The 8226-nt window shown below is 69.0% G+C and carries 8 protein-coding genes; 3 read left to right on the forward strand and 5 right to left on the reverse strand.

What is annotated here, in order from left to right:
* Window positions 1–310: 310 nt before the first annotated feature.
* Complete coding sequence (locus tag WBA11_RS16540) at window positions 311–1585, reverse strand: hypothetical protein (protein ID WP_424521749.1); 1275 nt, start codon at window positions 1583–1585, stop codon at window positions 311–313.
* Between the two features lie 221 nt (window positions 1586–1806).
* Here WBA11_RS16540 and WBA11_RS16545 point away from each other — a divergent pair, with 221 nt between their 5' ends.
* From WBA11_RS16545 to WBA11_RS16555, 3 genes are all read left to right on the forward strand, one after another.
* On the forward strand, window positions 1807–2775 hold the full coding sequence (locus tag WBA11_RS16545; RefSeq protein WP_424521750.1) for a branched-chain amino acid transaminase: 969 nt from the start codon (window positions 1807–1809) through the stop codon (window positions 2773–2775).
* 206 nt (window positions 2776–2981) lie between these two features.
* Complete coding sequence (locus WBA11_RS16550) at window positions 2982–4862, forward strand: hypothetical protein (protein ID WP_424521751.1); 1881 nt, start codon at window positions 2982–2984, stop codon at window positions 4860–4862.
* A 140-nt stretch (window positions 4863–5002) separates the two neighbouring features.
* Window positions 5003–5449, forward strand: a complete 447-nt coding sequence (locus tag WBA11_RS16555) for a PPC domain-containing protein (protein WP_424521752.1) — start codon at window positions 5003–5005, stop codon at window positions 5447–5449.
* A 1-nt stretch (window position 5450) separates the two neighbouring features.
* Here the strand turns inward: WBA11_RS16555 and WBA11_RS16560 are convergent, their stop codons facing one another.
* The 4 genes from WBA11_RS16560 to WBA11_RS16575 all read right to left on the reverse strand — a co-directional run bounded on the left by WBA11_RS16560 (window position 5451) and on the right by WBA11_RS16575 (window position 8223).
* Complete coding sequence (locus WBA11_RS16560) at window positions 5451–5912, reverse strand: MarR family winged helix-turn-helix transcriptional regulator (protein WP_424521753.1); 462 nt, start codon at window positions 5910–5912, stop codon at window positions 5451–5453.
* A gap of 67 nt (window positions 5913–5979) precedes the next feature.
* Window positions 5980–7035: a sensor histidine kinase gene (locus WBA11_RS16565; protein WP_424521754.1), complete on the reverse strand. Its 1056-nt coding sequence runs from the start codon at window positions 7033–7035 to the stop codon at window positions 5980–5982.
* A 276-nt stretch (window positions 7036–7311) separates the two neighbouring features.
* On the reverse strand, window positions 7312–8028 hold the full coding sequence (locus tag WBA11_RS16570; protein ID WP_424521755.1) for a response regulator transcription factor: 717 nt from the start codon (window positions 8026–8028) through the stop codon (window positions 7312–7314).
* 90 nt (window positions 8029–8118) lie between these two features.
* A complete protein-coding gene (locus tag WBA11_RS16575; protein ID WP_424521756.1) occupies window positions 8119–8223 on the reverse strand; it encodes a hypothetical protein in 105 nt (34 codons plus the stop codon).
* Between the last annotated feature and the right edge of the window lie 3 nt (window positions 8224–8226).

Here is an 8226-nt window from a genome sequence, read left to right on the forward strand (position 1 = left end):
GTCTGGGCGTCACCTCCACCGGAGCAGGGCTTCCATAGACCGCCTTTGCCGCGCCGCACCCCCCGACCGGAACGCACAGCGCGACGAGGAGAGCGATCCGGGCTCGTGCCGGAGAAAACGCTAGACGTTCGGACGTGCGGCGTCGAGAAGAGCGTATCGGTGTGCCGATCACAGATCGAGGGATCGAGAGACTTCAGAACATCGCAGCCACCTGCAAACCACGATGGCCCATCCCCCTGATTCGTCGCGCTTCCACACTGAGCGGCTACACATCCGGTCTGAAAGGTGCGAGCCGCGCCCTCGAGGACGGCTAGCGCAGTCGGGGGCGGTAGTCGCCCAGACCGTAGACGAGCCGCAGGCCCGCCAGCGACGTCCCCGTCGGCCCGACGCCGACCAGTGCCCCGATGATGGCCCGCTCTCGGTCGATAAAGTGGATGTTCATGCCCACTGCGAGCGATGGGAGGAGCGGGACCTTGGCGCCGTCCTCGATCGTGCTTCGAGAGAACTGGAGGGTCGGTGTGAACTCCTCGAACACGTCGTCGTAGGCCGCGCCCACCATGGCGATCGCGACGCCCTCGAACAGGAACGCGCCGATAAACTCCCCGACCACGCCGCGCGCGCCGACGCCGAGGGAGATCGCGTCGCGTCCGATGAACTCGCTTCGCGGGTACCCCACGAGCAGGTCTCGGTCGAGGTCGGGGAGGTAGACCCACGGGAGCCCTCCGCCCTCGTCGCCGTCCTCACGCGTGACGACGCCCGTCGCCCGGACGAAGATGGCGCCGCGCTCGGGCAGGAACGGGATGCGGAAGAGGGCCGGCCGGAAGGCGTACGCCAACCCCTCGGCCTTCCAGTAGCCGAGCCCCGACCCGTCGAGCGACTCGAACCGGGCGACCTGGGCCTGGAGATACGACCCGCGGGACGGCATCGGGCGGATGTTGCGGGTGTCGCGGATGGCCGCGAGCCCGACCTCGAGGCCGTAACGGCTTTCGCCCTGGAGGCCCTGGATGCGGGCGAGGTCGCCGGGCCGGATGTCCTCGAGGTCGCCCGGCTCGGTCTCCTCGAAGCCCCGAATCCGGTCGAACTGGAACCGGACCTTGGGCTGCCACAGGATGCCCCGTGGTCCCGCCGGGGACCAGCCGAGGCGGACCTCGGCCTCGGCCGCCGCGCGGTCCAGGAAGAGCGAGCCGTCGGGCTCCGAGCGCGGCCCGTGCCCGACGAACCGCGTCCTCGAGGTCGTCCACCCCGCCCCGCCCAGCGTCATCACCAGGGGGTTGCGGCGCACGTCGCCAGTGAGGTACTCGCCGAAGGCGCCCTGAAACCGCTCTGAGATCCGGGCCTCGACCTGCAAGTGGTCCCGCGCCGACGTCAACCCGTTGACGGCGACACCGCCGCTGGCACCGAACCCTTTCGAGGGCGAATACAGCGAGCTCAGCGAGAAGACCGGCCGGACGCGTAGGCTCGTGACGTCCTCGACGATGTCCTCGGCGACCTCCTCGATGGGCGTGTCCGTCGTATCCGGCGCCACGACCGGCCGCTCCGTCGTGTCCTGCTGGACGAGGAAGAACAGCGCGAGGGCGAGGAGCATCGAGGACGAGTCGGGAAAATTCCGGGTACCTCACGGCCGGACTTTGGATCCCCGCGGGCCTCGCGGCGCCGGCCTCGAGGACAAACGAGACGGAAAACCGCAGAAGACCGGAAGCGCTTCCGAGCCATCGGCCTCGAGGACGTAATTTTCGACCTCGAGTTTCTCGGGCACCCGACGCTCTATTTCGCCGTCGACGCCCTCCAGCATCCCCTCCTCAGTCCATGTCACAACACCCCCGCATCTGGTTTAACGGCGAGCTCGTCGCCTACGAGGACGCCACGATCCACGTCCTGTCCCACGTCATCCACTACGGGTCGAGCGTGTTCGAGGGGATCCGCGCCTACGAGACCGACCGCGGCCCCGCCATTTTCCGGCTCGAGGAGCACATGTCTCGGCTGATCGACTCGGCCAAGATCCACCGGATGGACGTGGGCTACACCGTCGACGAGCTGTGCGACGCGGTCGTGGAAACCGTCGGGGAGAGCGGGCTCGAGGCCTGCTACATCCGCCCGATCTCGTTCCGCGGGCATGGGCCGATGGGCGTCAACCCGCTCAAGAACCCGGTCCACACCGCGATCGCCGTGTGGGAGTGGGGCCAGTACCTCGGGGCCGAGGCGATCGAGCGCGGCGTCGAGGTCCAGGTCTCGTCGTGGAACCGGCCCGCCCCGAACACCCTGCCGGCGATGGCGAAGGCGGGAGGCAACTACCTCGGCGGCAGCTTGATCAAGATGGAGGCCGTCCTCAACGGCTTCTCCGAGGGCATCGCGCTCAGCGTGGACGGGCTCCTCTCGGAGGGCTCCGGCGAGAACCTGTTCGTGATCCGCGACGGTGAGATCGCGACGCCGCCCCAGACGCTGTCCATCCTGCCCGGCATCACGCGCGACTCGGTGATCCAGATCGCCCGCGACCGCGGCTACACCGTGACGGAGCGCTCGCTCCCGCGCGAAGCGCTCTACCTCGCCGACGAGTTGTTCTTCACCGGGACGGCCGCCGAGGTCACGCCCATCCGAACCGTCGACCACTACGAGATCGGCAGTGGAAGCCGTGGCCCGATCACCGAGGAGCTCCAGACGGCCTACTTCCAGTCCCTCCGCGACACGGCCAACCCCAAGGGCTGGCTCACGTTCGTAAACGACCACGCCGGTCCGTCCGGCGACGGCGCCGCAGGCCAACCAGCCGTTACGAGCTAGCGTCCTCGAGAGCTGCAAGGCCGGCGCAGTCAACGGCCACGTGAGCGGGCGCCTCGGCGAGGGTCGGGACGCTCGTTAACTACGAGGGTGTCGTCTGGGAATAGACCTCGGGAACCCTTTCGCGTCTCGACCTCGAGGACGAGACGCCCGGGGTGGATCGGGAGCGACCGTGTGCCGACATTGGGAGGCTCACCCCTTCGTCCTTGATGCGCTCCCTCCTCTTCCTCTTCGCCCTAACAGCCGTCCCTCTCGCGACGGCCCAGTCGATGAACGTCGACGCCGAACCAGCCAGCGGCGTCATGTCGGCCGACTCTGACGACGAGGCCAGGCGCGACATGGTTCTTCGCAACGTCGACCTCGTCCCCGACACCATCCAGGACGACGGGTGCTACGGCTACGTCGACGCGTCGGCGCCGGACGTGGGGCTTGAGTGGGACGGCGGCGACCTGCAGATCCGCGTCGAGGGCGACTTCGACGCCACGCTCGTCGTCGCCCAGCCCGACGGCACCTGGGCGTGCATCGACGACTCGCCCGGGAGCGTGCTCCCCACCCTCGATCTAGCCGGCGCCGATGCCGGCCGCTACGCCGTCTGGGTCGGCTCGTTCGGAGAGGACCCGATGACATCGACGGCCACCGTCGTGGCCGGGCCGATGCCTCCGCCCCTCGCCCTCGAGGCCGGTGCGACGCCGCTTTCGGGCATCATCAACGCTCCCGGCGGCTTCGAGGCTGGTGACGGGACGCTCGAGCTCGCCATTCAGGCCGGCGGCTCCGACGCCGCGGGCCGCCTCGACCCAGAGCTGTTCTGCGCCGGTCACATCGACGCCTCCCAGCCGACGGCGAACGTCCTCTACTCCGCCTCCGGCGGCACCGGCACGCTCGCCATCGGGGCCGTGACGGGAGCGTCGGACGACGACATGATGATGGACGACTTCACCGATCTCGTCCTGGTCGTCTCCGGCCCAGACGGGCAGACGTACTGCAACGACGACTACGCCGGACCCGACCCGTTGGTGGTGATCGACTCGCCTGAGAGCGGCACGTACGCCGTCTGGGCCGGCACCTACTCGCTCCAGGATGGCATGGCCGATGCGACCCTGACCGTCGCGGAGTCCGCGGAGGACATTGGCTTTGGGGACTTTGGTGACATGGGCGACTTCGACGATATGGGCGGCTTCGAGTTTTCGCCCTACTCCGAGGGCACCTACGTCCTGCTCGACCTCGAGGGCGTGCCGGGTGCTCGCTTGACGGGAGGCGACGACCTGTCCGACTCGGTCGAGACCACCATCACCCCGAGCACCCCGAACCCGGTTCAGGGCGAGGCGTGCCGTGGATACATCGAGGGCTCGGCGACCGTCGCGATGGAGCTCAGCGGCGACGGACCGTTCGCCCTTCGCGCCTCCGGCGTGGAGACCGACCTGACGATGACCGTCCTCACGCCGAGTGGGATGTGGTTCTGCTCCGACGACGCCGAGGAGCTCGACCCCGGCATCCAGCTCGACACGGCGGAGGACGGCCTGTACCGGGTTTGGGTCGGCACGTTCGGCGACATGGGGACGTCCACTGACGTGTCCGTCTCGATCGCGCCGGGCGAGGTGGTCTCGATGAGCAGCTTCGGAGGCGACGACGGCCGCGTGACGCAAACGGAAGGGATGTACGCCGGAACGGAAATCCAGTCCGGCAACGGCGCCACGGAGCTCAGCCTCAACGGTGACATCGCCGGCGCGAACCAGAGCGTCATGGCCGGCGGCCCGGTTCTCAACCCCGTCGAGGGCGCGGCGTGCCAGGGCTTCGTCAGTGAGCGCCCCGTGCTCTCTGTTTTCAGCAGCTTCAACACGCTCGAGTTCGAAGCCAGCAGCGGCGACGGCGAGGACCTCACGATGGTCGTCCTCGCGCCCGACGGCACCTGGACCTGCAGCGACGACGCCGACGGGAGCGATCCGGCCGTGTCGGTGACGGGCGGCGAAGGTGAGTACTCGGTCTGGGTCGGGACGTTCTCGCGGCGCATGGCCCAGAGCCCTGCCATGATCGACGTCACGGTCGCGACGCCGCCCCCACCGCCGCCGGCCCCCGAGGTGATCCGCGGCTAGCGGACTCGGCCTCGAGGGCGATCTGCGCCCTCGGGGTCGTCGACGGCGTCCTCGAGGACGGACAGACGGGAGAGATTCGGCGGCACCAAATCACCTGGCACCGCGTTTGCACGTCTCTGGCTCTTCTCTCCCCCCTGGCCATGCGTTTTCTCCTCCTCCTCGCGGCCGTCGCACTCCTCGCGGTCCCAGCGGACGCCCAGCCTCGACGCGGCGGCGCGCCGCAGCAGACCCTGAGCGTCTCTGACGCCTTGGCGACGGTCGCCGTCAACGCAGGCGGCTCCGACCGAAACGCCGTCCCAGGGAGTGGATGCTCCGGGTTCATCAACAACGGTACCCCCACGGCCGCCGTCGAGGTCTCTGGGGACGGCCCGCTGTCGATCTACGCCACGTCTGGCACGGATACGACCCTTCTGGTCTCGGACCCCGCCGGCCGGTGGCACTGCTCCGACGACGCCAACGGCAGCAACCCTGCCGTTACGTTTGCCCAGGCGGCTGCCGGCACCTACGTGGTGTGGGTCGGGACGTTCTCCCCGGACGAGGCAGCGGGCGCTCAGCTATCGGCCACGCGCGGCCAGCCCTCTTGGTAGGCTACACCTGGTCCGTCCGAAGCCGCTCGAGAAGCTGGGACAGCGTTTCGAGCTCGACCTCGCTAAGGTGAGCCGTGGTCTGGTCGATGGCGCCCTGGACAGGGGCGTCTAGTGCCGACAACACCTCGAGGCCGGCGTCTGTGATCTCGACCTCGACGACGCGGCGATCGTGCTCGGCACGCTTACGATGGACGAGGCCCCGCGACTCCAGGCGGACGAGCAGCCTGGTGACGTCCGGCGTCCGGTCGAGCAGGCGCTCCGAGATCTCCGAGCACGCGTAGTTGCCGGGGTGCCTCCCCCGCAAGATGCGCAGGACGTTGTACTGGGCCTGCGTGACGCCGTGAGGCGCAAGAGCCGACGAGATCTCGCTCGAGACCCACGACGCCGTCGCCAAGACGTTGAGGACGGCTTCCTGCGCCGGCGAGGCAAACCGGGATTGCTGGATGAGTTCGCCGAGCGTCATGCGTGTGGCACCGTAGAGGGGCTCCTCCTACCGGTCGAGGCTCACTCCGTGTTCCGTCCGGCCTCGATCACGCGGACGGGAGCACGAACGAGAACGTGGACCCGTACCCGACGCGGCTCTCGATCGCAAGGGACTGCCCGTGCGCTTCCAAGATGTGCTTCACGATGGCCAGGCCGAGCCCCGTCCCGCCGCGCCCTCGCGAGCGGCTCTTGTCGACCCGGAAGAATCGCTCCGTCAACCGGTCGTGGACCTCCTCGGGAATCCCGATCCCGTCGTCCACGACTGCAATCCGGACCTCACCCGACTCGCGTCGCCGGGCCGTGACCTCGACCTGGCCTCCGGCTTCGTTGTACTTGAGCGCGTTCTCGACCAGGTTGGTCAGCACCTGAAAGATCCGGTCGCGGTCGCCGATGACCGGAGGAACGTCGGGGATCCGGGCCTCGAGCGAGACGCCGAGGTCGGACGCCATCCGCTCGAGGTCGCCGACGACCTCGAGGACGAGGTCGGACACGGCGAATGGGGCGTCGCGGATTTGGAGTCGTCCGGTTTCGAGCTTCGAGATCTCGGACAGGTCGCGCGTCAGCGACTCCAAGCGGCCGGCGTTCTGGACGATCTTCTCGACGAACCGGCGCCGGACGCGGTCGTCCTCGAGGGCGCCGTCCAAAAGCGTCTCGCCGAACCCGGCGACGGCGAAGATGGGCGTCCGCAGTTCGTGGCTCACGTCGCCCAGGAACTCGCGTCGGTAGCTCTCGGCCCGCTCGAGCCGTTCGATCTCTTGCTGGAGCGTCCGCCCGGCGCGCCCCACCTGGTGGATGAGCGCGTCGAGCTCGTCGTCGCCGATGGAGCCGGGGAGGGCGGCGAGCGCGTCGAACCGTCCTTTCCGAGCCTCGCGCAGCGTCCGCCGTGCGAGCTCGAGCCGCCCCGCGATCTGCCGGTCGACGGCGACGTAGGCCGCAACGCCGGACGTCACGGCGACGCTCAATCCGAGCAGCACCCCGGCCCCGATCCCGCCGGTCAGCGCTCCGATCACGGCCGCGGCGGCGCCTGCCGTCATCGCGACCGTCGTCGCGACGCGGAGCGCGAGCTGGTGGACGCGAGGCGGAAGAGGAGTCGGAGCCGGCACGGCGGAGCAGAGGTCGGAACGAGAATACGGGCGCCCTCGAGGACGGGCTGGTGTCGCAGGGGCACGACACGTCGTGCCCGTTCGCGCCCTCGAGTCACGTGCGTCGGGCGAGCGAGCATCGAGTCGGAAAGGGCACACCAGAAAGGGCACACCAGAAAGGGCACACCAGAAAGGGCACACCAGCGGTGTGCCCCTACGGACGTGCCACGCATCGAGGGCGGCGCGGCCTCGAGGACGGCGCATCGAGGACGGACGGAAGGGGCGCCCTCGAGGACGCTAGACGTGCTCGGCCAGGCGGTACCCAACGCCCTTGACGGTCTCGATGTAGGCGCTCCCGATCTTCTCTCGGATCTTGCGGACGTGGACGTCGACCGTCCGGTCCACGACGACGACGTCGGCGCCCCAGACGGCGCTCAGCAACTCGTCGCGCTCGAAGACGCGGCCGGGGTGGCTCGACAGGAAAAACAGCAGCTCGAACTCCTTGCGAGGGAGCCGGAACGTTTCGTTGGTGTCGGGCCGCTCGACGACGTAGCGCTCGCGGTCGATGACCAAGTCGTGGACACGGATGTGCGAGGTCGTGGCCTCCTCCTCGCGGACGACGCGGCGCAGAAGCGCGTTTACACGACTGACCAACCGCTTCGGCGAGACCGGCTTGGGCAGGTAGTCATCGGCGCCGGCCTCCAAGCCGGCGATCTCGTCGCTCTCGTCCGTCCGCGCGGTCAGCATCAGGATCGGCGTGGTGCGCAGGGCACCGCGCTCGCGGATCTGGGCGGTCAGGGCGACGCCGTCCATCCGCGGCATCATGATGTCCACGACCATGACGTCAGGCTTCTCGGCCTCGGCTGCGGCCAGCCCCGCGATCCCGTCCGAGGCGGTTACGACACGGAAGCCGGCGGCCTCGAGAGCGTATTGCAAGAGCTCCACCAAGTCCGGTTCGTCGTCGACGACCAAGACCGTTGGGAGGGAGTCGAGGGCGTCGTCGGAGTCGACCATGGACACGGCGGAGGGGATCGGGGACCGCAAGATTATGCGACGGCCCGTGCCGGCGTGTTATGGGAGTGTATCCGCGCGGGCTATCGCGCGCTAGGCCTCGCGGAGCGCCAGCCGAATGAGGTCCTCGGCCGACTGCGTCCCGGGATGGGCGCGCAGGACCTTGCGCAGCCGCTTCTCGGCCTCGGCACGGCTCAGGCC

Origin of the sequence: Rubrivirga sp., from assembly GCF_049648075.1 — a bacterium.
GTDB lineage: Bacteria > Bacteroidota > Rhodothermia > Rhodothermales > Rubricoccaceae > Rubrivirga.

What these genes read in the sequence shown, in the direction of transcription:
- WBA11_RS16540 (WP_424521749.1), bottom strand. Translation starts at nt 1,585, where the DNA reads ATGCTCCTCGCCCTCGCGCTGTTCTTCCTCGTCCAGCAGGACACGACG.
- WBA11_RS16545 (WP_424521750.1), top strand. Translation starts at nt 1,807, where the DNA reads ATGTCACAACACCCCCGCATCTGGTTTAACGGCGAGCTCGTCGCCTAC.
- WBA11_RS16550 (WP_424521751.1), top strand. Translation starts at nt 2,982, where the DNA reads ATGCGCTCCCTCCTCTTCCTCTTCGCCCTAACAGCCGTCCCTCTCGCG.
- WBA11_RS16555 (WP_424521752.1), top strand. Translation starts at nt 5,003, where the DNA reads ATGCGTTTTCTCCTCCTCCTCGCGGCCGTCGCACTCCTCGCGGTCCCA.
- WBA11_RS16560 (WP_424521753.1), bottom strand. Translation starts at nt 5,912, where the DNA reads ATGACGCTCGGCGAACTCATCCAGCAATCCCGGTTTGCCTCGCCGGCG.
- WBA11_RS16570 (WP_424521755.1), bottom strand. Translation starts at nt 8,028, where the DNA reads ATGGTCGACTCCGACGACGCCCTCGACTCCCTCCCAACGGTCTTGGTC.